Origin of the sequence: Catellatospora sp. NPDC049133, assembly GCF_040648455.1 — a bacterium.
Classification (GTDB): Bacteria; Actinomycetota; Actinomycetes; order Mycobacteriales; family Micromonosporaceae; genus Catellatospora; species Catellatospora aurea.
Map to the genome: position 1 here is coordinate 35,899 of NZ_JBEZDT010000052.1, position 21,858 is coordinate 57,756.

General features: G+C 68.8%; 22 protein-coding genes and 1 pseudogene. 14 read left to right on the plus strand and 9 right to left on the minus strand.

The features are described from left to right. Window positions 1–7: 7 nt before the first annotated feature. Window positions 8–508 (plus strand): hypothetical protein, encoded by a 501-nt coding sequence (locus AB0B35_RS38390; RefSeq protein ID WP_361055727.1) that lies wholly within the window; start codon window positions 8–10, stop codon window positions 506–508. A gap of 5 nt (window positions 509–513) precedes the next feature. Here AB0B35_RS38390 and AB0B35_RS38395 read toward each other — a convergent pair whose 3' ends face one another. Both AB0B35_RS38395 and AB0B35_RS38400 read right to left on the minus strand, forming a co-directional pair. After that, the gene (locus AB0B35_RS38395) at window positions 514–768 is read right to left on the minus strand and encodes a hypothetical protein (RefSeq protein WP_361055730.1); all 255 of its coding nucleotides are present in this window, start codon (window positions 766–768) and stop codon (window positions 514–516) included. A 66-nt stretch (window positions 769–834) separates the two neighbouring features. Further along, window positions 835–2,709 (minus strand): hypothetical protein, encoded by a 1,875-nt coding sequence (locus AB0B35_RS38400; protein WP_361055733.1) that lies wholly within the window; start codon window positions 2,707–2,709, stop codon window positions 835–837. 1,098 nt (window positions 2,710–3,807) lie between these two features. Between AB0B35_RS38400 and AB0B35_RS38405 the strand changes: the two genes are divergently transcribed. Both AB0B35_RS38405 and AB0B35_RS38410 read left to right on the plus strand, forming a co-directional pair. Next, window positions 3,808–4,020, plus strand: a complete 213-nt coding sequence (locus AB0B35_RS38405; protein ID WP_361055736.1) for a hypothetical protein — start codon at window positions 3,808–3,810, stop codon at window positions 4,018–4,020. 505 nt (window positions 4,021–4,525) lie between these two features. Then, entirely contained in the window at window positions 4,526–5,158 is a 633-nt protein-coding gene (locus tag AB0B35_RS38410) for a hypothetical protein (protein WP_361055739.1), read from the plus strand. A gap of 171 nt (window positions 5,159–5,329) precedes the next feature. Here the strand turns inward: AB0B35_RS38410 and AB0B35_RS38415 are convergent, their stop codons facing one another. Beyond that, window positions 5,330–5,530 carry a hypothetical protein gene (locus AB0B35_RS38415; RefSeq protein ID WP_361055742.1) on the minus strand — a complete coding sequence of 67 codons (201 nt, stop codon included), beginning with the start codon at window positions 5,528–5,530 and terminating at the stop codon, window positions 5,330–5,332. 564 nt (window positions 5,531–6,094) lie between these two features. Next, a complete protein-coding gene (locus AB0B35_RS38420) occupies window positions 6,095–7,639 on the minus strand; it encodes an MFS transporter (protein WP_361055746.1) in 1,545 nt (514 codons plus the stop codon). Window positions 7,640–7,790: 151 nt separating this feature from the next. Between AB0B35_RS38420 and AB0B35_RS38425 the strand changes: the two genes are divergently transcribed. Together AB0B35_RS38425 and AB0B35_RS38430 are read left to right on the plus strand one after the other, a co-directional pair. Beyond that, window positions 7,791–8,423 carry a TetR family transcriptional regulator gene (locus AB0B35_RS38425; RefSeq protein WP_361055749.1) on the plus strand — a complete coding sequence of 211 codons (633 nt, stop codon included), beginning with the start codon at window positions 7,791–7,793 and terminating at the stop codon, window positions 8,421–8,423. Next, entirely contained in the window at window positions 8,420–9,451 is a 1,032-nt protein-coding gene (locus tag AB0B35_RS38430) for an alcohol dehydrogenase catalytic domain-containing protein (RefSeq protein WP_361055752.1), read from the plus strand. The genes AB0B35_RS38425 and AB0B35_RS38430 overlap by 4 nt, the downstream gene beginning before the upstream one ends. Window positions 9,452–9,520: 69 nt before the next feature. Here the strand turns inward: AB0B35_RS38430 and AB0B35_RS38435 are convergent, their stop codons facing one another. Continuing rightward, window positions 9,521–11,161 (minus strand): cellulose binding domain-containing protein, encoded by a 1,641-nt coding sequence (locus AB0B35_RS38435; RefSeq protein ID WP_361055755.1) that lies wholly within the window; start codon window positions 11,159–11,161, stop codon window positions 9,521–9,523. A 435-nt stretch (window positions 11,162–11,596) separates the two neighbouring features. Between AB0B35_RS38435 and AB0B35_RS38440 the strand changes: the two genes are divergently transcribed. Continuing rightward, window positions 11,597–12,019, plus strand: coding sequence for a hypothetical protein (locus tag AB0B35_RS38440; RefSeq protein WP_360536454.1), 423 nt, complete (start codon window positions 11,597–11,599; stop codon window positions 12,017–12,019). Window positions 12,020–12,085: 66 nt separating this feature from the next. Here the strand turns inward: AB0B35_RS38440 and AB0B35_RS38445 are convergent, their stop codons facing one another. Continuing rightward, the gene (locus tag AB0B35_RS38445; RefSeq protein WP_361055758.1) at window positions 12,086–12,403 is read right to left on the minus strand and encodes a hypothetical protein; all 318 of its coding nucleotides are present in this window, start codon (window positions 12,401–12,403) and stop codon (window positions 12,086–12,088) included. 170 nt (window positions 12,404–12,573) lie between these two features. On the opposite strand from AB0B35_RS38445, the gene AB0B35_RS38450 reads away from it, so the two are divergent. Beyond that, entirely contained in the window at window positions 12,574–12,954 is a 381-nt protein-coding gene (locus tag AB0B35_RS38450) for a DUF2255 family protein (RefSeq protein WP_360536450.1), read from the plus strand. A gap of 2 nt (window positions 12,955–12,956) precedes the next feature. Here AB0B35_RS38450 and AB0B35_RS38455 read toward each other — a convergent pair whose 3' ends face one another. From AB0B35_RS38455 to AB0B35_RS38465, 3 genes are all read right to left on the minus strand, one after another. After that, the gene (locus AB0B35_RS38455; protein ID WP_361055761.1) at window positions 12,957–13,964 is read right to left on the minus strand and encodes a GNAT family N-acetyltransferase; all 1,008 of its coding nucleotides are present in this window, start codon (window positions 13,962–13,964) and stop codon (window positions 12,957–12,959) included. After that, window positions 13,961–14,434 (minus strand): HIT family protein, encoded by a 474-nt coding sequence (locus AB0B35_RS38460; RefSeq protein WP_361055764.1) that lies wholly within the window; start codon window positions 14,432–14,434, stop codon window positions 13,961–13,963. Before AB0B35_RS38460 ends, AB0B35_RS38455 begins: the two co-directional genes overlap by 4 nt. A gap of 69 nt (window positions 14,435–14,503) precedes the next feature. Continuing rightward, window positions 14,504–14,815, minus strand: a complete 312-nt coding sequence (locus AB0B35_RS38465) for an STAS domain-containing protein (RefSeq protein ID WP_360536445.1) — start codon at window positions 14,813–14,815, stop codon at window positions 14,504–14,506. A 190-nt stretch (window positions 14,816–15,005) separates the two neighbouring features. Here AB0B35_RS38465 and AB0B35_RS38470 point away from each other — a divergent pair, with 190 nt between their 5' ends. From AB0B35_RS38470 to AB0B35_RS38500, 7 genes and pseudogenes are all read left to right on the plus strand, one after another. After that, window positions 15,006–15,848, plus strand: coding sequence for a PHP domain-containing protein (locus AB0B35_RS38470; protein ID WP_361055767.1), 843 nt, complete (start codon window positions 15,006–15,008; stop codon window positions 15,846–15,848). A gap of 49 nt (window positions 15,849–15,897) precedes the next feature. After that, complete coding sequence (locus AB0B35_RS38475; protein WP_361055770.1) at window positions 15,898–16,518, plus strand: hypothetical protein; 621 nt, start codon at window positions 15,898–15,900, stop codon at window positions 16,516–16,518. Between the two features lie 55 nt (window positions 16,519–16,573). Beyond that, a complete protein-coding gene (locus tag AB0B35_RS38480; protein ID WP_361055772.1) occupies window positions 16,574–17,497 on the plus strand; it encodes an NAD(P)H-binding protein in 924 nt (307 codons plus the stop codon). A gap of 225 nt (window positions 17,498–17,722) precedes the next feature. Continuing rightward, window positions 17,723–17,845 (plus strand): annotated as a pseudogene (locus AB0B35_RS38485) (AAA family ATPase); the annotation flags it as partial. A gap of 291 nt (window positions 17,846–18,136) precedes the next feature. Continuing rightward, window positions 18,137–19,687 (plus strand): AAA family ATPase, encoded by a 1,551-nt coding sequence (locus AB0B35_RS38490; protein ID WP_361055783.1) that lies wholly within the window; start codon window positions 18,137–18,139, stop codon window positions 19,685–19,687. Window positions 19,688–20,328: 641 nt separating this feature from the next. Continuing rightward, window positions 20,329–20,592, plus strand: a complete 264-nt coding sequence (locus AB0B35_RS38495; RefSeq protein ID WP_361055775.1) for a hypothetical protein — start codon at window positions 20,329–20,331, stop codon at window positions 20,590–20,592. Continuing rightward, window positions 20,589–21,707 (plus strand): tetratricopeptide repeat protein, encoded by a 1,119-nt coding sequence (locus tag AB0B35_RS38500; protein ID WP_361055778.1) that lies wholly within the window; start codon window positions 20,589–20,591, stop codon window positions 21,705–21,707. The genes AB0B35_RS38495 and AB0B35_RS38500 overlap by 4 nt, the downstream gene beginning before the upstream one ends. Window positions 21,708–21,858 lie beyond the last annotated feature (151 nt).

Below are 21,858 nucleotides of genomic sequence, written 5' to 3' on the forward strand. Positions count from 1 at the left end.
TGGACCCATGACCCGGCACCGCTTCCACGGCGACGAGACCCGCTTCGACGTGCTCGCCGAGTACGTCACCACCCGGTTCCCGCAGGCCCGCTACGTCGCCGACGTGGCGGGCGGCCAGGGCATGCTGACCCGGCTGCTGCGCAAGCGGTTCGGCCTGGAGGCCGAGGTCGTCGACCCGCGCGGCTGGACGCTCAAGGGCGTACCCGCCCGCGCCGAGCCCTACCTGGCCACGCTCGCCGACTACTACGACCTGATCGTGGGCCTGCACCCGGACGAGGCGCTGCGCGAGGTCGTGGACTCGGCCCGGGTCCGCCCGGTGCTCGTCGTGCCCTGCTGCAACTTCTGGGACCGTGACCGCAAACTCGGCCGCGACGAGCTGATGAACGCCATCACGGCCCACCACCGCGCGCTGGGCGGCCAGGTCGAGCACGTGGAACTCGCCTTCCGCGGCCCGAAGAACCACGCCCTGGTCCTGCTGCCGCCACCGAAATCGAAACGGGGCGGCTGAGCCGCCTACCGGGCTCGGCCGCGCCGTCGTGCGAGGTACAGGTGGAGCAGGGTCGCTCCGGTGATCAGCACCGCGACGGCCACCGCGATGACGATGATGACGATGCCGGACAGCGCCACCATGCCCTCCAGCTCGCCCGCGATGAAGGCGACCAGCATGAGCACCGTGACCGCCACTGCCGCCAGCCAGGCGACACCGGACAGTCCGATCAGGATCTTTCCGAACAGCGTATGCGTACGCCGCGGTGCTGAGTCTGGCATGCGCGGCAGCGTAACGTTTCGCGCCGAAGGGCCGCAGCGGCTACGGCCCTTCGACGCGCGGGCGGCTCAGTCCGTGGCGATCACGATGACGCTGTCGCCCGCGTCCAACTGCACCATCCGGGACCGGCGCGGATTGAGCACGACGCCGTAGAACGGGGGCTGGTCGGCGTCGTCGCGGCGTCGGAAGCCGATCGCCGACTCGCCGCGCCGCCGGGCCGACTCCACCACCGTCGCGAAGGTGATCTCCGCGCCGGGCTGGACGTAGTCACCGGCGGGTTTGAGGTGGATCTCGGCCCCGGAGGCGTCGAACAGGTCGGCGAACACCTCGTACAGGTGCCGGTTCTCGGCCAGCTGCGTCATCAGCAGGCTGATCAGCCGCGCCGAGACCACGAAGTCGTCGGCCTTGGTGACCTGGGCGACCTCGCGGTTGCCGTCGTCGTTCATCTCGGTCACGATCGAGTACGGCTCGCCCAGGTTGACCTCGATGTCACGCAGGTGCAGCAGGGTCACCAGGGTGCGGTCGTCGGCGTGGTCGGGTTCGGCGGTGTCGTCGGACAGCACGATGATGTTCTGGTATCCACCCAGCTCCATGGCCTCCAGGTCACGGCGGCTGGTGGGCTGGCAGCGTTTGTGGCCGACGGTCACGTTGGCCCGCTGCGCCGACAGGGCCTCCTCCGGCGCGAGCGGGGCGGCGACGTCGAGCACGGAACCCGGCTCGGCGAAGCGGTCCAGCAGGTCCAGCACCCGGTCGGCGCGCGAGTTCCAGCCGACCATCAGCGTCCGGTCCGGTGCGCGCTTGCTGTCGGGCACCAGCACGATCGCGTCGCCGTGCACCCGGGCCGGGTCCGCGGCCAGCTCGATCAGCAGGTCGTCCTCGGCGATGAGGATGACCTCGTCGCCGTCGGCCAGCACGGTGTCCATCGGCGGGTTGACCGTGATGGCCCCGTCGGCGCGGCGCAGGCCGATCGGCGCGCCCGCCTCGAACGCGCCGAGGATCTCCCCGTACGCCCGGCCGGCCAGCGACGGCTCGGACCGGATGTAGATCTCGTTGCCCGCGAAGTCGAGCAGGTCGGTGCAGACGGTCGACAGACCCGACTGCCGGTGCGACTGCACGACCATGCGTACGGCGATGTCGTCGGCGTCGACGATCAGCGCGTGCCGCCCGCCGGCCAGCTTCGCCGCGGCGACGTTCGCCGACTCCTGCACCGCGGCGACCACGTGCGGGCGCGCCTGCGGCCAGGGACGGTTGTTGAGCAGCAGCAGCACCTTGATGACGTCGATGTCGGGGTCGTCGCCGGCCGGCGACAGCACCATGACCGCGCGGGCGGTGTCGAGGCTGACCAGGTCGAGATCGGTGCGCTTGAGCGGGCTGCCGGACCGGCACACCACCCGGGTACGGCCGGTGTCGCCGACGCGGGCGCGGATCTGGTCCTCCATCTCGACCTTGTCCCGGTCGGCGAGCACGATCACACTGCTGCGGCGCGAGCTGCGGTTGGCTGCGGCGAGTTCGCTGACGACCGTGAACACCTGGTCGGACCAGCCCAGCACCACGATGTGGCCCTGGGCGATCACCTGCGAGCGGCCCTTGCGCAGGTTGGTGATGGCGTCGTTGAGGCCGGTGGTGAGCACGCCGATCAGCGAGCTGACGAGGAAGATGCCGCCGATGGTGACGACGAGCATGAGTCCGAGGTAGAACGGCCCTCCGCCGTCGGCGCCCATGGTGCCCGGGTCCAGGGTGCGCAGCACGCTGCGCCACAGCACCGCCGCCCAGCCGCCGTCGATCCGGGTCTCCGTCGGCGCGAACAGCGCCGCGAGTCCGGTCACGACACTGATCAGAATCAGCGATGCCAGGCCCAGCCAGCCGATGAGGGCGGGGGTGCCGCGGTCCATCGTGCCGTCGAACCAGACGCGTACGCGTCGTCGCATTCCCAGCCGCACCACTGAGGTTCCTCCCACCGCCGCCGCGCCGAACGGCTGCTCCAATGTCCAATAGGCAGGGACATCCTAGAAGCGGTCGTTGACGGGCCCGCCAGCCGCCACCCGAGGGGCAGGAAGCCGCCTGCGCGCGGACGTCCACCGGCAGACCGAGCTGCACCGGGCGGGCCGATGCGAGATCGGTCTGCTTGCGCTGGCAGAAGACGGTGCGATCTAGCAGGGCGAGCTGGTCGAGTACAACGCCCCGGTCGAGGTCTCGTCGAGGGAACCGTTAACGAACGGTAGATGGGAAACAAATCTGTGGCGGTCGTACGGCGGGGGAGAGAGACCCGCTGGTTCCGCCTCGTGGGCTCCGGAACGGTCGCCGTTTGTGCCGCGGCCAGGGCCAAGACGGCCGCGTAACGCTGGGCGCAGACCGTCGTTGTGCAGTGTGACGTGCTTCTACCCCAGGGCGCTGCGGATACTCGCAGCGCCCTGTCTGTTTAAGGGGCACGGGTGACGTTCGCCATCGGAGGAAAGGGGAACCTGCACGTCAGGCCGCGAAGGAGGCGTTGGCACCGACCATATCTACCTCACTACGGCAGGGATGTGGATTGTCCCCACACTGCTTTACCGTTTCACAGGCAGGTCCTTGCGGCAGGGCCGTCCGGGAGGTGAACGACACGTGCGGCATCACTAAGGCGTCATAGGCGGCGTCAACCTGACGCCACGGAGGTGTCAGGTTGGGAAGAGTGCATACAGATATCGCCTTACGGACAAGAGTGGCTATATCCCGCCAGCAGGCCGTGGGCCGCGAAGCCCTAAACTGAGGCGTGCCAACGGATGCGCAACGACTGACCGCCTGGACGAACTTCCAGGCCTCGGCCAACGTGCCGTGGGACACCGACGCCGCAGGCGGCCTGCCGCTGGCGGAGTTCGTAGGTTCGTGCTGAACCCCGGCACAACCACCTTCACGCGCACTTCCCGACCCGTCGAGAGGTGAACGGAACGCCGGCACGGACACGTGCCGGAGATTGGCTCTGCAAAGCAGAACGGCACCCGTTGCACCGGGTGCCGTTCTCTGGAGCACCGACCCGGGGTAGACACCCAGAAAGGAGCTTCGCTGTGCCCAGAGTACCGGGCGAACGAAGTTCAGACGACTCGACCGTGCGTCGAGTTGAACACACTAGTCCTGATCAGGGCGCCCAAGGGCGCCGCATTCTGCCCGACAAGCCGGGCGGGTGGGCCAAGCTCATCGCCGCGGTGGCCGGGCTAATCGCGGCCACCGGCGTCGCCCTTCCGGCGATCGTCGAGGCGCTGATCAAGGCGTTCAGCTAGTTCGCCCCGGGCAGGCCGGTGCAAGTCGACCGGCCTGCCCGGGGTACAACTACCCCGAGTTTCGGGACTTGGTCACCGGCGGACCACCTTGCCCCGCGTCTGCACCCGGGAGTCCTGAGGGCCAATTCCGCCAGGCTGGCGCACAACGAACCGCCGTGCAAGTTCGACCAAGTGGCCCAGCCAGCGCAGCCCAATTCCTACCCAGGTCGAGCAACCTGGCCAGTCTGGGGAGGTGTTTATTCGGCAACCGGGGCCAACTTGTAGACACGAACCAAGCCGAACGATGGTGCCAGACCTCCCCGCCGCCTTACAGACTTCTGTGGTGGTCAATCTTCCTCGCACGGTTCTTGCTGCCGTTGCCAGCACCGCGCTGGTTGCGGTCGGCACTGGATGTGGTGCCCCGGCACCGGCACGAGTTGCGGCATCGTCCACACCGCCGCCAGCGCCCACGAGCGCTGCCGCCGCCCCGTCACCGTCAGCGTCCCCATCACCGTCGACTCCGCCGGTGGTGACGGTCGCCTTCATCTGCGACGGTGCCTCCTACACGATTGCGATGGACACCAAGGGTGCTCCCGTGTTCACCGAGGTCTGGGCTGCGAAGATCGAATACTGTGGGTCGGGCAGCGGGATCAGCAGCGACGCCGAGATCGTGCGAAGCACCTCGGTCCTGACCGCCGTCGAGGCGGCTGCGGACAAGCTCTTGGACCACAGCTTCACCAACCCCCTCGCGGACATCTACGTCGCCTGCGCGACTGTCTACCCCGGTGCCGACTACGCGGGCACCGAAGAGCTGGCGCTCGCGACGGCCAACGAGATCAAGGCCGCGCTCATCCTCTGTCCTCAACACCCACGGGCCAGCCAGTGGAAGCTCGTCGCCGCAGGCAGGATCTTCGAGGACGGGACCTACCTCGTCGCCAGCACGGCCAAGCCGGGCACCCACATCAAGCCCGGCACGTACGTGATCCAACTCGGCCCCGACGACGGGACCATCCACGACTGCTACTGGGAACGCACCAACAGGTCAGGAAACATCATCGACAACAACTTCGTCCTCAGCGCGAAGCGCGTCCAGGTCACGATCAGGTCCGGCGACTACAGCTTCACCTCAAGGGACTGCGGAACCTGGCGCCCACAGTGAACCGTTCCCGAGCGCGCCGACACACGGTGGCCAGCATGTTTACATGACTCGAACAGGTGTGTCAGGGTAAACGCAGCGGGCGAACTACGCCCACACGCACGCCAGGCCCCCACTCACTAAGGTGAGCAGGGGCCTGTGGCATTTCCGGACCGGGGTCAGGGACCGTCCGGGTTACTTCGCTGCAACGACCTGGAGGCCGGGCAGCTTGTTGGACTTCAAGATCATGTACGACTCGATGGCGCTCTCATACGCCATGGTGTCGCCGTTCTCGACGCCTTCCTGAGCCTGTTCCAGCAGCGCCTTCATGACGTGGAGCTCCTGATCCTGGATCTCGCTGCGGAGCGTGTAGCGTTCGTCTTCACTGAGCGGCATGACCGCCTCCAATCGATTCGGCTCCCTCGGCAAGGACAGCACTGGCGTCGTCAACATGGTCCTGATCGGACGCATTCCCGCATGCCACAGGCGGTGTGCCGCGTCACAGCCGGGGGGGGGGGGGAGGTGGCTGCGCCATCCGCCCGCCCCACCACCCCCGACGAAAAGCGACAGCTGCAAGAGATGCACGCCGCCGGCATGGGCCGCAACGCAATCATGCGCGCGATGGGCGAGTTCGGCCGTTCGTGACCGAGAACTGTATGGCCCTCGGCCTGACTTTCGTCCGCGGCGAGCAGGTCAAGTTGGCTTGAGCGGCAACGCCTGCACCTGCCGATCGCCACCGACATCGCCTCCACGAGCTCGGACCTGCTGTTCGCGGAGTCGCCGACCGTCACCGTGCCCGAGTACCCGGACGCCACCTCGCCTACGGAAGGCAAGCACACGCCCGCCGATCCGACGCAGGTTGCGCTGGACGAGCTGATGGACGACGGCACCGTCCGCGCGGACGGGTGGACCGGGCCGGTGCGGCCCCGGTGGCCGGAGTCCGGCCCGCCGGGCCCTGGGTCACCGGCCCGGCGAGGCCTCCTCATGCTGCCGCGTCACGTGCAGGTGGGGCAGGTGCAGCTCGGGCGGCTCGGGCGGGAGGTCCTCGACGCCGGTGGCCACCGCCTGCTCGTGGCGGCGGTGCGCCGAGGGCAGGGCGAGGGTGGCGACGACGGCCAGCACGGCCACGCCCGCGCAGACCCAGAACCCGGTGCTGAACGCCGTGTCGGTGGGCAGGCCGCGCGGGGTGCTGTTCGACGTGATGACGGCGGCGACGACGGCCGAGCCGATGCTGCTGCCGATGGTCCGGGCGATGGTGTTGACGCTGGTGGCCTCACCGGTCTGGGTGGCGGGCACGCTCTCGATGATGGCGTTGGACATCGCCGCGAACGCCAGGCCGATGCCCGCGCCGACGAGCAGCCCGGAGACGACGACCTGCCATTCCACGTCGTGCGCGAGGGCGGGCAGGGTGAAGCCGCCGACGACCGCGACCGCGCCGAGGAACATCGGCAGCTTCGGGCCGAACCGGCGCACCAGCAGGCCGGCGAGCGGTCCGAACAGGACCATCGACACGACGGTGGGCAGCAGGAACAGGCCCGCCTCGGACACCGACTTGCCGTAGCCGTAGCCGGTGGCGGCGGGCAGCTGCAGCAGGGTGGGCACGAGCAGGAACGAGCCGAACATCGCGAAGCCGAGGATCAGGGCGACGAGGTCGGTGGCCCATACGCCGCGGATCTTCATGAGGCGCATGTCGACGAGCGGCTCGGCGACCCGCAGTTCGATCACGACGAACAGGATCAGGGTGACCACGCCGACGGCGAGCAGGCCGATGGTCTCGGCGGAGCCCCAGCCCCAGGACTGGCCCTTGCTGATGGCCAGCAGCAGGGACACCAGGGAGACCGACAGGACGGCCGTGCCGAGCAGGTCGAGCTTGCCGGGCTTGCGCACCGGCGACTCCCGCATGCCGAAGATCGCGCCGAGCAGCGCGATGACGACGAGTGCCAGGGGCAGCCAGAACAGCCAGTGCCAGGACAGGTGCTCCACGATCGGGCCGGCGGCCACGATGCCGACGCCCGCGCCGACGCCGAAGATCGCCGACAGCAGGCCGACGGTGGCGCTGACCTTCTCGCGCGCCAGCTCGTCGCGGACCATGCCGATCGACAGCGGCATGATGGCGCCGGCCGCGCCCTGCAGGGCACGCGCGACGACGAGCACGGCCAGGTTCGGGGCGAGCGCGGCCAGCAGGGTGTCGACCGCGAGGACGGCCAGGACGGCGATGAGCACGCGGCGCTTGCCGACCATGTCGCCGAGGCGGCCGAGCACGGGCGTCAGCACCGACGCCGACAGCAGGTACGCCGTGAGGACCCAGCTCGCGCCGGCGGTGGTGACGTTCAGGTCGTGCGCGATGGTGGACATCGCCGGGGCGACCAGGGACTGCAGCACCGCGAAGGCCAGGCCGCCCAGTGACAGGTACAGCACCAGCGTGGTGCCGTTGGTGCGGCGGGCCGGGCTCGGCTCGCCGCCGGTGACGCCGGCGGCGCCCGGCCGCACGATCGTCTGGGTCATGAAACGCCCCCTGGAGCATGTTGTAAACATCTGCTGACTTGGCGAGTATTCACTCTCCCCGCCGTCGTCAACAGTTGTTTACATCGCTTGTAAGCAGTTGTTTACGTCACGTTCCGGGACCGCTATCCTGGTTCGGGAGCGAGAGGAATCCATGGCGACGAGCAGTCCGCACACCTCCACCACCGGCGAGGCCGGGCAGCGCCGCCGCGACGCGGCCGGCACCCGCCAACTGCTGCTGGATGCCGCCCGCCGCCGTTTCGCCACCGACGGGTACACCGGCACCACCGTGCGCGACATCGCCGACGAGGCCGGCGTGAACGTCGCGCTGATCAGCCGCTACTTCACCTCGAAGGAAGGCCTGTTCGAGGCGTGCCTGGTCGGCGCGGTCGACGAGCTCAGCCACGCGGTGGACCCGGACGTGACCCTCGACCGGCTCCCCGAGACCATCGCGACGCAGCTCGCCGGCACCGGCCGCGGTGGCAAGCCGAACCAGTTCCTGCTGCTGCTGCGCTCCTCCGGCGACGAGCAGGCCGACCGGATCCGGCGCAACACCGTGCACTCCTTCGCCGAGCGCCTGGCCAGAGCCGCCGGCTGGCACCCCGGCCACCCCGACGCCGACCGGCTCATGCTCAGAGCCCAGATCGCGCTCGCCACCGGCTTCGGCATCGTCCTGCTGCGCGTGTCGACCGGGCTGGAACCGCTGTCCTCGGCAGGCCGCGACGACCTGGTCGGCCCCATGCAAGACCTCGTCGACGGCCTGCTGCGCGAGCGCGACGCCCGGTGAGCGCCCCGACGATGCGCGCCGCGGTGCTCACCGCGCCAGGCGAGTGCTCGGTGCAGCAGGTGCCCGTCCCGCGCCCGGCCGCGGGCGAGGCCGTCGTCGACGTCGAGCGGGTCGGGGTCTGCGGCACCGACGTCGAGTTCTTCACGGGCGAGATGGCATACCTGCACGAAGGGCACGCGCGCTTCCCGATGCGGCTCGGCCACGAGTGGGCCGGTGTCGTGCGGGCCGTCGGCGACGGCGTCGACCCGGCTTGGATCGGGCGGCGCGTCATGGGCGACACGATGCTCGGCGACGGCACCTGCCGCCGCTGCCTGCGCGGGCACCAGCACGTCTGCGCCCGGCGGCAGGAGGTCGGCATCCGGGGCGGCCGCCCCGGCGCGCTGGCCGAGCAGCTCGCCGTGCCGGTCACCGCGCTGCACGAGCTGCCCGGCGGCGTCGACGCGATGCTTGGGGCGCTCGTCGAACCCGGCGGCAACGCCCTGCGCGCGGCGCAGGCCGCCGAACTCGGACCCGGCGACCGGGTGCTCATCCTCGGACCGGGCACCATCGGGCTGCTCACCGCGATGTTCGCCCGCGCCGCAGGAGCGGAGGTGCACCTCATGGGCCAGACCGGCGCGTCGCTGGACTTCGCCCGCTCCCTCGGCTTCACCAGCGCCTGGACCGAGCAGCAGCTGCCAGACCTGCCCTTCGACGCGGTCGTCGACGCCACCAACGCCGCCTACCTGCCGGCCAGGGCGCTCGACCTCGTCGAACCGGCCGGCCGGGTCGTCTACATCGGGCTGGCGGGCACCCCCAGCCACATCGACACCCGGCGACTGGCGCTCAAGGACGTCACCGCCGTCGGGGTCCTGTCGGCCTCCCCCGGGCTCGCCGCCACCATCGCCGCGTACGCCGCCGGCCAGGTCGACCCGCGGCCGCTCGTCGCCGCCACGGTCGGCCTCGACCAGGTCGGCGCGGTGCTCGCCGGCGAGCGCATACCCGGGGCGGGCCCCGGACCCAAGTTCCACGTCGATCCGCGCGCCCGCTGACGGCGGTCGGCCGCCGCGTTCACCGGGCCGGGCGGGACCGGACGATCCCGGTCCCGCCCGGTCGGCGGGCTACGACGCCGTGCAGGTATAGCCGCTCGGCAGCTGGGTGTTGCCGTTGGGCCGGCTGACCTGGTAGCCGAAGTTGGCCACCGAGCCGCCCGGCGGGATCGTGCCGTTGAAGCTCACGTTCCGGGCGGTCACGGTCTGGCCGCTGGTCGTGACGGTCGCGTTCCACGAGCCGGTGATCGCATGGCCGGCGGGCAGGGTGAACGTCAGCGTCCAGCCGTTGACGGTCGAGGTGCCGTTGTTCGTGACGGTCACCGGCTGGATGACGTAGCCGGTCGCCCACTGCGTCTGCACGGTTCCGGTCGCCGAGCAGCCCGACCCGGGCGGGGGCGGTGACACGCTGGGCGAGGGCGACGTGCTGGGCGAGGGCGACGTGCTCGGGGACGGCGGGGTGCTGGGCGACGGCGGGGTGCTCGGGCCGTCGGACAGCGTGGGGGTCTGCCAGTCCCGCCACTCGGCGAGGTTGCCGGCGGCGCGGCTGGAGATCCTGATCGCGCCCGGCGCGTTGCCCGTCTTCAGTAGGAACTTCTGGATGTTCTGCTGCAGCGGGGTGCTCCACTCCGGCCTGGTGGCGCAGTGGCTGCCGTTCTGGATGTCGGACCAGTAGGTGAGGTTCTCCCCCGCGCCCAGCGCCTTGTAGACCTCGGCGCCGCCCAGCGCCGCGACGCTGGCGGACTTGGGGCCGAGGTTGACGATGTGCGGGTTGTCCATGATGAACAGCCCTCGCGGGGCGACCATGGCCACCATCTGGTGCGTGTCGACCGGCAGGTTGTTCGGGTTGCCGGTGAACGAGCCGAACGCGTCGCCCAGCCACGGCTGCTCGCCGTACGCGCTGCTCAGGCTCTGTGCGCCCTCGCCGGGGATGCCGCGGAAGATGGGCACACCGGCGCTGCCCGACTCGATCGGCATGGTCAGCGCGATGCGCTGGTCGAACGCGCCGACGACGAACGCTCCCTTGCCGAATCGCGAGCACCCCGTCACGCCCATCGCGTCGGCCTTGAGGATGCTGCCGCCCGACTGCACTACGACGTCGATGATCCGGCTCACGCCCCAGGACCAGGCCATCAGCAGCCCAGTGCTGCTGGTGGCGCCGTAGATGGTGTAGAACGCGCCCTGCTTGTTGGTGCGCGGCGTGCCCTCCCGGCCGACCGCGTACGGGTCGTAGTTGATGACGGCGGCACCTGCGGCCCTGATCGCCGCCGTGTCCGCGCCGAACCCGCCGAGCACGACCACGGCCGGGAACGGCCCGGAGCCGCTCGGCAGCTGCACACTGGCGGAAAAGCCGGCGCTCCGGCCGTTGTGCGTGACGTTGACCGTGATGTTCGTGCCGGAGACCGTCCCGGTGACGCTCGCCGGCTTGGCGGGCTTCTCGCCGTAGACGTACCGCTCCGCCAGCTTCTTGGTCTCCTCCCGGCGGCACCGCCAGTCGGACTTGGCGGTGATACGGGTGCCGTCGATCCTGCGGAACGGGTCGGGAAGCCTGCTGCTGGCGGTCAGCGAGCCGGGCAGCGTCACGGGGCAGTCGACGCCCTCGTCCTCGACGGCCGCGACGAGCGCCGCCTCGGCGGGCGCGGTCGACGTCAGCACCGTCACCGCACCGGCGACCGCGAGTGCCGTCACGGTCAGCGCGACGACCGCGATCACCGATCTTCTCCCTGGAACAGTTCGCATGCGGGCTCCTCCTTGCCGCTGGGCGCGCTCACGTATATCGATGGACACGCTCCCACAACGTTTCGGCCATTTCAAGGGAAGGTTTCAACGAAATTCCGGAAACGTTTCGACTCGGATCCACGAATGGTCGGAGCTACCAGGAGACTTCCCCCGCCAGTACCGTCGAAAGTTTCGGTTCGGGTCTGAAAAATCTCGATGGCAGCGATCGACCGTCGTGTCCATCACGGAGGGTCACGCAGTAGGCTGCGGGCAGTCTGCCGATCGCACGTTCGTCCGCTTGCGGACGCCATGGTGCCGGTGCTTTGATCCCGCCGGAGCCGGACGCGTCACACCGCCGTGGAGCACCCCCCACGAGGTGGCGGAAGGGTGCGAGAATGCCGACCCAAGATCTTCACAGGAGTGGTGTCCGTGGCTCTGCCCGAGGGGTTGAAGGCGACCGTCGTCGTGCTTGCCGCCAGTGCCGTGGCGGTCGTGTGCACGCCGTGGCCCGTGCCGCTCCTGCCGGAGGCGCTCACCACCGGCGACCAGCCCAGCCCGACGACGTGGCAGACCGTCGCGCAGCCGATCGCGCTGGCGCTCATCGCGCTCGCCGCCGGCCGGTGGGACCTGAGCATCCTGACCAGCGGGCTGGCCGTCACCGTTCCGGCCGCCGTGGTCTACGGCGTCTACGACGAGTACTTCACCGACAGCGACGGGTCCGACGCCTGGCCGATGGGCATCGTCGTGCTGGCGCCGATCGTGTTCGGGGCCGCGGTCGGGCTGGCCGCCCTCGGCCGGACGTACCGGCGGCGGCGCGCCGCCCGCAAAAGGGCGATGCGCACCGTCCTCTGAGCGACGGCGCAGTGCCCCCGCGGCGCATCCGAGCCGTTGACCGGCCCGGATGCGTGCCGGTCGACGTCAGCCGGCGTGCGGAAGCCGCACCCGGGCCGACAGCGTCAGCTGGTGCAGACTCTCGGTGACCTCCGGCCGGGTGCGCAGCAGGTCCTCGATCCTGGCCCGCCACTTGCCCCCTTCGACGTCGCGCGTGTTCGCGCGCGGCGAGGTCGTGAGCTCCTTGCGGGTGGCGGACAGCTCGCGCCGGCAGGACGGCCCGAACATGACCACGAGCTGCTCCGCGTACCAGGCGAACAGGCCGGCTTCGCCGCCCGCCACGTCCACCAGCACCCGGGCCGCGTCGAAGGCGACCCTCGGTTGGTGCCGCACCATGCCATTCATACATGCCTCCCCGTCGCTGCCGTGTCCAATCCCCAGATGGTCCGGGACAACCACGCGCTGCGCAAGACCTCCGACAGCGAAGCCGCCGCGATCGTAAAATGGAGGCGAGAACGCCGTGCGCCGGCCGTTCGACCGCGGCAGGCGTCCGGCATCGGGAAGGAACCATTCCGATGACCACGACCTGGACCACCAAGGAACTCGACCGCATCGGCGCCGCCGACGAACTGGACATCGCCGCCCGGCGGCGCGACGGCTCGCTGCGCAACCCGACCACGATCTGGGTGGTCCGCAGCGGCGACGACCTGTACGTCCGGTCCTACCGGGGTCCCGAGGGCGCCTGGTACCGGGCGACGAAGGCCCGCCACGAAGGCCACATCCGGGCGGCGGGCGTCGACAAGGACGTCGCCTTCGTCGACGAGCCCGACCCCGCCGTCAACGCCCGGATCGACGACGCCTACCGGGCCAAGTACCGCAGCCACGGGGCCGAGTACGTCGACCCCATGACCGCCGCGCCCGCCCGGACCACGACGACCCGGATCGTCCCGGCCTGAGGTCAGGGCGTCGGCACGTCGCCGGACTCCAGGTAGGTTCCGGCCGACACCCGCGCCAGGCAGGTGCGGATGCGCTGCGCCAGCCTCGGGACCATCAGCGCGTCGAGGTCGGCCACCGCGACGAACCGCCAGCCGCTGAGCTCGTCCGGTGCCGCCCGGATCGCCTCGGTCTGCGCGTCGGTGAGTTCGCCGCCGTCGAAGACGAACGTCAGGGCACCGTCCCAGTGCGGACGCGGCGGCGTCCAGTCGACGCCCAGCAGCCCACCGACCGGCAGGTCGATCCCGAGTTCCTCGCGGACCTCGCGGCGGCAGGCCTGCAACGGCGACTCGCCCGCCTCCAGCGCCCCGCCCGGGATCTCGGCGGTGTCCTTGTAGGTCGGCTGGACGACCAGCACCCGACCCTGCCCGTCCCGGTACAGCACACCTGCGGCGACCCGCACCCGGGTGAGTCCGGCGACATACTGCGGGTCGGGCACCTGATCGGCGTCGTCGACGGCCGTCGGCGCGACGGTCGGCTCCGGCTCGGCAACCGGAGTGGTGTCCAACGGCTTGGCCATCTGCTGCGCCATCACGGTGAAGCCGAGGCTCTCGTACAGGGCGATGGCCCGCTTGTTGCCGCCGAACACGTTGAGACCGAGCCGGGAGACGCCCAGGTCGCGCAGCTCGGCCTCAAGAGCCAGGATCATCGCCCTGCCGTGGCCCCGGCCCTGGTGTTCCGGATCCACGTCGATGTTGTGCAGCCAGGCCATCTCAGGACGGGTGGGCGCGCCCGGCAGCATGGCCCAGAGCCAACCGACCTGGACGCCGTCCACCTGCGCGGACCGCAGGACCGACAGGTCGCTGTCCAGGCCTCGCGGCAGGACCACCTCCATCTGCCGGCGCGCCTCGGCCTCGGCGTCGGCGGGAGCCAGACCCTTCTCCCGCTCCAGGTTGCCGGCGTAGCGACGGCGCAGCATCGCCGCGCGCCGCTCGAAGTCCGGGCCCGACATGGGCACCAGAACCAGGTTCATACGTTTTCCTTGTCGAAGTAAGTACGGAGGCGCTCGGCATACACCTGACGCTCCTCGAAGGTCGCCCAGCCCGGCAACGCCTGCGACCGGTAGAGGTCGTCGCCGTCGTAGCGAGGGAACACGTGCACGTGCAGGTGCCAGACGTCCTGGTAGCCGGCGGGTTCGTTGTGCTGGCGGGTGGAGACCCCTGCACAGCGGTACGTGTCCCGGATCGCGATGGCCACCTCGCGCACCAGATCGCCCACCGCGCGATAGGCGTCGGCCGAGACGGAGTAGAGGTTCTCGTGGTGCTCGGTCGGGACGACCAGCACATGCCCGCGATTGTTCGGCCACCAGCGCGGCGCGATCAGGGCCGCCGCTCCCCCAGTGCGCCGCACCACGTCCTCCACGTCGTTGATCCCGTCGGATCGGCCCGCCAGGAGATCGCAGAAAGGACACTCGTATCCGACCGGCTCGTGCGTGATAGGCATCGCGCCACCTTACGGCCGACGCCGGGCGCTCGGTCGGCTCCCCACCGCCCGATGCCGCCCGCTGCCGCCTCAGGACAGGTCGAGATGGTCGGCCACCCCGGCGACCTGGAAGACACGCCGTACCCACGGCTGGACGTTGACGCACCGCAGCCGCACACCCTGTGCGCGAGCGTACTCGTGCGCCCGGACCAGCCCCGCGATGCCCATGGAGTCGAGGAAGCGGCTGCCGGAGAGGTCGACGTCCACGGTCGCACAGCCCGACGTGTCGATCGCCGCTCGCAGCCAAGCGGTGACCGCTTCGACCTCTGACATGTCGACGTCTCCGGCCAGCCGCACGGTGCAGACGCCGCCGTCGACGACCGTGGCGTGGGTGACTCGCATCGGGCCCAGCCTCCTTGCGCTGACCAGCGACAACTCCGGCGTGCAGTACCCGCCGGGTTCTTCTGCCAAACGCCGCCGGCGGCCACCGCAGCCTGGCGGGCGTCGATCGAGGGCGGCAACGGCGACGAACTCCGTATACGGTTACCGCAGCGACGCAGAAGGGCCGATGTCGGGGGAAGCGGTGGGATTCGTGACGTTGCCTGCGGACGGCCACCTGCACAGCGAGTGGTCCTGGGACGCCGAGAAGGGCTCCATGGAGGGCTCGTGCGCGCGGGCGGTGGAGCTTGGCCTGCCGGCGATCGCCTTCACCGAGCACCTGGACCACACCGTCTGGACGGTCCCGCTCGACACCATCAGGCCGGGTGGGCGCATGGCGAGCCTCACCGGACCGGACGGCCTGCTCACTCCCCCGTCGTTCGACGTGACCGGCTACCTGGAGGCCGTCGAGGAGTGCCGCGAGCGGTTTCCGAGCCTGCGCATCCTGAGCGGTCTGGAGATGGGCGAACCGCACTGGCACGCGGCTGCGGTCGCAAAGATCCTCGGCGCCGGGCGGTTCGACCGGGTGCTCGGCTCGGTGCACTGCCTCGCCGACGGGGACGGGTTCACCGAGCCGCCGGGCCTCCTCCGGCACCGGCCCGCGGACCAGGTCGTCCGGGACTACCTGGCCGAGGTCGCCCGGATGGCCGCCGGAAGCGACCTGTTCTCGGTGCTCGCCCACATCGACTACCCGGTCCGGTACTGGCCGGCCCAGGCCGGTCCGTTCGACCCGAACGCCTTCGAGGACGAGTTCCGGCACGCGCTGCGGGTGCTGGCCGGCAGCGGCCGGGCACTGGAGGTCAACACGAAGGTGCCGCTGCATCCGGAGGTCGTGCGCTGGTGGCGGCAGGAGGGCGGGCGGGCGGTCACGTTCGGCAGCGACTCCCACGATCCGACCGGGCTGGCGTTCGGGTTCGGCGCGGCGGTGGACATGGTGGAGGCACACGGTTTCCGGCCCGGACGGCACCCCCACGACTTCTGGACCTGCGCCCGCTGAGGCCCGAAACTGCTCGACAGGACTGCCCGGGATCGCTTCAATCATGACCGTGAACAGCTTCGATGCGTGGATGGCGTACCTGTTCGACGAGCCGCGTGACGACGACGGCTCGCCGGACGAGCAGCCCTTTGTCTGGCTGGACCGGTACGCCCGCCAGGACACCCCCGCGGCGACCGCGGAACGGATCCGACACCTGTTCGGCGACGCAGGCGCGCTGCTGAGGCCCTACGCCGACGATCAGGTGGCCCGCGGGCTGCAGGAGATCATCGACGACGGGTCGCTGTGGGCGCTGCGCGATCCGCGGGTGCCGGTGGTGTCGCGCACCCGCGGGTTGCGCTCCATCGTCACGCTGTACGCCCAGGCCTTCGCCCCGCGGATCACGGTCGAGCACCCGAAACACACGCCGAAGCTGGAGCACGTCTGCTTCATGTTCTTCGACGTCGCCCCGCTGGACCTGGGCGAGGAAACCGTCCTGGACGTGCTGGAGGAGACGCTGTCGCTGCCGTCGGTGCCGTGCCAGCGGGCAGCCTTGCACGGCCTGGGCCACGCGCACCATCACTCGCCGAAGGACGTGCCGCCGATCGTGGACCGCTGGCTGAGAAAGCACCGGGACGCGCCGCAGGAGCTGCGCGACTACGCCCTCGCCGCCCGCACCGGCGCTGTCATGTGAACTCCGGCTGATCTCGCGATTTGTCGCGGCCCGATCCAACGTGGACGATGCGATCGTGAGAATTCTCGTGGTGGGTGGAACCGGCCTGATCGGCGCACACGTGGTGGAGGTGCTGGGCGAGCACGGCCATGCCGCGACCACGGTGGCACGCTCAGCCCGGCCGGGCGTCGACCACGTCCTCGACATCGGGTCGGCCGAGGTCGAGCAGCTGCGGCCGCTGCTCGCCGGGCACGACGGCGTGGTGTACGCGGCGCGCACGGACGAGCAGCGGCCGCTGCGCAAGCCGATCCATCCGGCGTTCCGCCGGGACATGGTCGATCCGGTGGTACGCCTGTTCACCGCCGCCCGCGCCGAAGGGCTCACCCGTGGCGTCGTCATGGGCTCGTACTACACGTATTTCGACCGGCTGCACCCGCAGTGGCGGCTGACCGACCGCCACACCTACATCCGGTGCCGGGTGGAGCAGGCCCGGGAGGGGCGGGCGGCCGCCGGGCCGTCGCTGCCGGTCGCGGTGCTCGAACTGCCGTTCGTCTTCGGCCGGGCCGGGGACCGCCTGCCGAACTGGGCCGGTCCGCTGGACGGCTGGGCCCGGTCGCGCGCGCCGCTGGCCGCGCCGCCCGGCGGGACCGCCGCGACGTCCGCGCGCCACGTGGCGGAGGTCGCGGTCGACGCGCTGGAGCGGGCCAGTGGCAAGGACATCCCGGTCGCCGACGAGAACCTCACCTGGCACGACATGATCTCCCGGATCGCCGAGGCGGCCGGCCGGGGCCGCCCCGTCCACCGCCTGCCCGCCGGTGCGGTCCGGGCCGCCATGCGCGTCACAGGTGTGCTGCAGTCGCTCGGCGGCAAGGAGTCGGGCCTCCACCCGGCCCATTTCGCCGGACTGCTGCTCGCCCGCCTGTTCGTCGAGCCCGTGTCCGGCCGGTCGCTGGACGCGGCACTGCGCGAGACGTTCGGCGCGAGGAAATCGGTGCGCTAGAGGGCACGAGCGGCGGGAATCTGGGGCCGTCGATCAACAACCGGATGGAGATGCCGCGGCGATCGTGGCCCGGAGGCGCTGACCCGGCCGGTCACCGTCCACCTGCACACCGACAGCACCTATGTGGGTACGCCTATAGCAAGCAAGGGTGCATGTTGATCGCCGCCAGCCGCTGACACCTGATATCAACTTGGTTCCCGGCTGGCCCTGTGTTGACATGTACTGGTGTTCCTACAGCGGCTGACACTGCATAGCTACCGCGCCTTCCACAAGGCGGTTCTTGAGCTACCTCCGAATGGTGTCGTGCTTCTTGCTGGGCCCAATAGCGCCGGTAAAAGTTCGATGCTGTCGGCGCTCGATGTCATCTGCGGCCGGGACATGCCCGTCATGGTCCAGCACGTCGGCGGGGGTATCCCTAGGATTGTCGCTAGGTTTGAGTTAACGGCTCACGAACGTGACGCGCTTCTACGTGATACCACAGAGGAGGTCCGCAATTCTCCACTGTTCCGTTGGGTCGAGTGGGAGTACGTCGTTAGTTCCCAGAACCGTATTGCGGTCCAAATGCGCAGCATTTGGCTTGATGGTGAGGTCGTCCCTCTTGCGAGCATGAGGACAGAGGGCAACTCTTGGTACCTAGAGATGTCGACCATTCCATCGGTCGATTCCTTGGCGTCGACACGCGCAAGTGCAAGGGAACTCCCATATTCACGGATCGTTTCAGGTAGCGGCGAGATGCCAGGCTACTTGGAGGCCGGTGTGGGCTTCCCGGGTGAGTTCATTTTTTCGCGGTTCCCGGCGCTGCTTGAGGAATGGAAGAATGGTGTATTCCATTTCCCGGCGGTTCGCCCCGGGACTAACAGGACATGGTCCCTGCATTCCAATGCGCAGCTGAGCCCGACTGGAGAGAACCTGCCCGCTCTGCTTATGCACCTTCAGTCGAATATGCCTGACACGTGGTCGCAAATGCAGCGCATCGTCGCGTCCATAGTTCCTGATGTGGGCACGCTAAGCCTTCGAACAACCGGCGATCAAATGGAAGTTGGTTTCATCGATCCATATGTCCATGGACACCGACACAATCTTAAGGATCTCGGTACAGGAGTAGAACAGCTTCTTCTGACGCTTGCAGTCGGGCTTGCGCATTCAAATGCTAGAACAATCGCGCTGGAAGAACCCGAGATGGCGTTGCATCCAGCCGCCCAGCGGGCAGTGCTTGGCCTGATCCATGAATGGTCAAAGGATCGCCTGTTCGTCGTAACTACGCACAGTCCTGTATTTCTGGACCAGCAGTTTGGCAGTTCGATGGTCTATGCAGTGCGACGCGAGTCGGGTGCATCCACCGTTTCGGTGGCCAACACTGGATTCGCCGAAGTTATGAGAAGCCTTGGCGTTCGACTGAGCGACGTGCTGTCTGCTGATCGCATTTTACTAGTCGAAGGGCCAAGCGACCGAGACGTCCTGGGTTGCTGGTGGCCCAGCTTGCTCACAGATCCTCGCGTTTCTGTTGTCACCGGCCAGGGAGGACGTAACGCCAGATTTGCGCGGTTGGTAGAGAGCTGGCTCAGCCACGCCGATCAAGCCGACAGGCGTAAGGTTCTATATTTGCGCGATCGAGATGAACTAAATCCTACTCAGCTCCAGAGGCTTGAGAGTGATCAAACCGTTTATGTGCTCCGGCGACGAGAGATAGAGAACTATCTGCTCGACCCCAAGTCATTGGCTGCTTTTTTTACACTGACGGGGATCGAAGTTTCGGCCGCAGCGGTGGAGCGCGTTTTGCAGGAGTCTGCCGCTTCCCTCAGGGATGTCGTCGTGCAAAAGGCAGTGATAGCGCAGCTCGATCCATTCTATTACTTTGATGACATAACACGTAAAAATTTAAATAAAGCAAACTCAACCATTGACGCGCTGATTCTCTCTGTCCTTCAGCGTTTGCCCGATGCCGATTCGGTAGAGAAGCGGATGCGGGCAATCTGGAACGAAACGTCGAAGGCGGTAGACGATCGGTGGGCTGAAGAGTGGTCGGTAGTCGTGCCTGGCGAAGAACTGTTAGACGCCTTGTTCATGAGGATCATGGGACGTCACTTCAAAAAAACCACTGACGCTGTCGCCGTAGCAAAACTAGTTGACCCTCCGGCCGAGCTTCGGGAAGTCATCGACAGGTTTCTTGTGCGTGACTCGATGACCTAATTCAGGGAGCCGGACTACAAAATTGCATACCACCGCGAGCATTGTGTGTGTTTCTTCAGGGAGCAGTTCTATTCGGGGTCGCCGGGGGTACCCGTACCAGCCGTACCAGCCGTACCACAGCAGCTCAGGGGCGGTACGGGATCTTGGTTGGTACGGCTTGAGCCGTACCAGGGACCGTTGTTCCGGTCCGAGTTGTCTGCTGCTTCAGGGCGTTCGGCGGTGTCGGGCCGTTGATGTGTCTGTAGGTTGCGCTGGTGGGTGGGCGAGCGAAGCGTGCGGTGGTTCCGGTCCTGGTGGGTGCCGTCGTGGTGGTGGCGTGGTCGTTGGTGGCTGATGGCAAGTCGTTCTGGGCTGTACTGAGTGGTGTGGCTGCGTCGCTGGCTACGGCTTTTTTGCCGCAGCTTGTGAATTCGGCTAGGGGCAGACGGGATGTGCTCCAGGCGCGGCCTGAGGTGGACGAGTCGACGGCGAGGGGTGAGCCGTCTACGGAGCTCCCGAGTGTGATCGGGTTTCCGCCCCGGCGGGCGGCGCATTTCCAGCCGCGCCACACGGAGATGGCGGCGTTGCGGGCCGCGTTGAGGAGTCCGGGTCGTGCGGCGTTGGTTGCCCTTCCGGGTGCGCGTGGTGCGGGAAAGTCTCAGTTGGCTGCGGAGTATGCGCGCGAGTGCATCGGGGTTCGGTTCGGCCTGGTGGCGTGGTTGAACGCGGAGTCGGGTCCGGTGGCGGGTCTGGCGGAGGTGGCCAGGGCGTGCGGGCTGGGGTCGGCTGATGATGCGCCGGAGGTGCTGGCTCGGCAGGCGCTGCGGTGGTTGGAGGCTGACGATCGCGTGCGCCGGCTGGTTGTGTTCGACAACGTCGAGGACCCGGACGAGCTGCGTGACTGGTTGCCGTCACTGGTGGGGTGAAAGTGCTGGTGACGACGAACAGGGCCGAGTTCGCGCAGATGGACGGGGTGACTGCGATCCGGGTTGGCATGTTCACCGAGCCGGAGGGGCGGGCGTTCCTGCACGAGACGACTGGCCTGCCTGATGGTGAGGATGCGCGAGCGGTGGGTGCGGAACTTGGCTGGCTGCCGCTGGGGTTGGCGCAGGCGGGCACCTATATCGCTCGGGGTAAACACAGCCACCGGCGGTATCTGGAGTTGCTGGAGCGGCAGCCGTTGGATGAGGCGTTGCGGCGGCAGGCGGGGGCGCAGCATGCGGGGGTGCTGGCGGCTACCGCGTTGAGCATGGCCGCAGTTGCCGATGCTGATCCGTCTGGGGACGCGGCCCGGTTGCTGTCGGTGTTGTCGGTGCTGTCGCCGGACGGGGTGAGCCGGCGGCTGCTCGTGAAGGGCGCCTCCGGCCTGGGGCTGGCTGGCGGGGTGCTGGCGGCATTAGAGGTGTTGTCGGGGTGGTCGCTGGTGACGTTAAGCGGTCGGGTCGCTGAGCAGGACCGGGTGGTGGTGTCGGTGCACCGGTTGACGGCCCGGATCGTGCGCTTGTACGGGCAACAGCCAGGCTCGACGGTGCCAGCCGGTGCGGCAGCGGATGCCGCCGTGCAGTGGTTGGAAGAACTGTCTGCGGACTTGCCGTTGTCACAGGTGGGGATGCGTCGGTCCGACGTCGAGGAGTTGGCCTTACACGTGCAGGCGGTGCGAGATTGCATCACCGGCGAGCCATCCGAGGAGCTGATGTGGCAGGCTGCCTGGGCAGGCCGAGCGCTCACAGCGGCAGGCGATCTCGAACACGCGGTTTCGCTGCTGGTGACAAACGTGGCTGACCAGGTGCGGGTGCTGGGCGAGGATCACCCAGGCACGCTCCTCTCCCGCAGCAGTCTCGCCTCCGCCTACTGGGCGGCGGGACGGGTGGCCGAAGCGATCACCCTTTACGAGCAGACCCTGGCCGACCGGGTGCGGGTGCTGGGCAGCGACCACCCCCATACACTGGGCTGCCGCAACAACCTCGCCCACGCCTATGAGGCGGAGGGGCGGGTGGAGGACTCCGCAAGCCTGCTGCGCGACACCCGCGAGCCGGAATGACTTAGCGCACCGGCCAGCGAAGAGTTGCATACGTGAGCGCGTATGTGCGCGCTCCTTAAGGCCACATCTCATTTGGTGCGGGTGTGACCTGTGATGCAGCATGTCGTTTGTGGAGCAGACCGCCGTGAGCCAGTGGGCGCCCGACCGGTTG